Annotated in this window: 1 protein-coding gene; it reads left to right on the plus strand. The window is 77.3% G+C overall.

Translation table 11 applies throughout. The annotated features are described in order from the left end of the window. Nucleotides 1–12: 12 nt before the first annotated feature. The gene (locus FOE67_RS27635; protein WP_182667538.1) at nucleotides 13–657 is read left to right on the plus strand and encodes a hypothetical protein; all 645 of its coding nucleotides are present in this window, start codon (nucleotides 13–15) and stop codon (nucleotides 655–657) included. Nucleotides 658–695 lie beyond the last annotated feature (38 nt).

Raw genomic sequence — 695 nt, forward strand, 5'->3', positions numbered from 1 at the left:
GCAGCGTAAGCTGTGTATAAGAGACAGCCCACCACACCGTCCGCCACCGCGGGAAGCCGACCCGCCGGCTCGCGCTTCGCCGGCGTGGAGGAGAGCGCGGCCCCCCGGGCGCCCCGGACCGTCTTCACCGAGGAGGACCGGCGCGCCGCCGGGGAACTCGCGGAACGACTGGCCCGTCTGCGTGAGCAGGGACTGGGCGCGGACCTCTACATGGCGTTGTGCGGCGCGGTCTCCGGCCCCCCGCAGCGCATCCCGCTGCTGGTGGAGAGCATGGAGCGGGAAGGGCTGGAACCCGAGGTCGCGACCCTGCTGTGGGAGGCGGCCACCCTGCCGGCCCGACCGGTGGTCGCGGTCGCCGAGGCGCTCGTCGACCGGGGCCTGGAGAACGAGTGCCGGCAACTGCTGCGCCAGGCCGCCGCCCGCCCCGCCGCGGACGCCGGCACCATCGCCGCCGAACTGCTGTCCATCGGCCGGGGCGAGGAGGCCGTCACCCTCCTCGCCTCCCTGGTCCGCGCCCGCCGCGCCGAGGACGCGGTCGGCGCCGCCCTGGAGAACCCCGAGGTCCTGGCACCGGTGCTCCTGGACGCCGCCCGCACCGTCTCCCCCCGCCACCACAACGCCGTGGCCGGCGAACTGCGCCGCGCGGGCGCCGCCTGAGACCGGCCCCCGACGGGGACCGGACCGCCGGGGGCGGG

The organism is Streptomyces calidiresistens, assembly GCF_014141525.1.
Lineage (GTDB): Bacteria > Actinomycetota > Actinomycetes > Streptomycetales > Streptomycetaceae > Streptomyces > Streptomyces calidiresistens.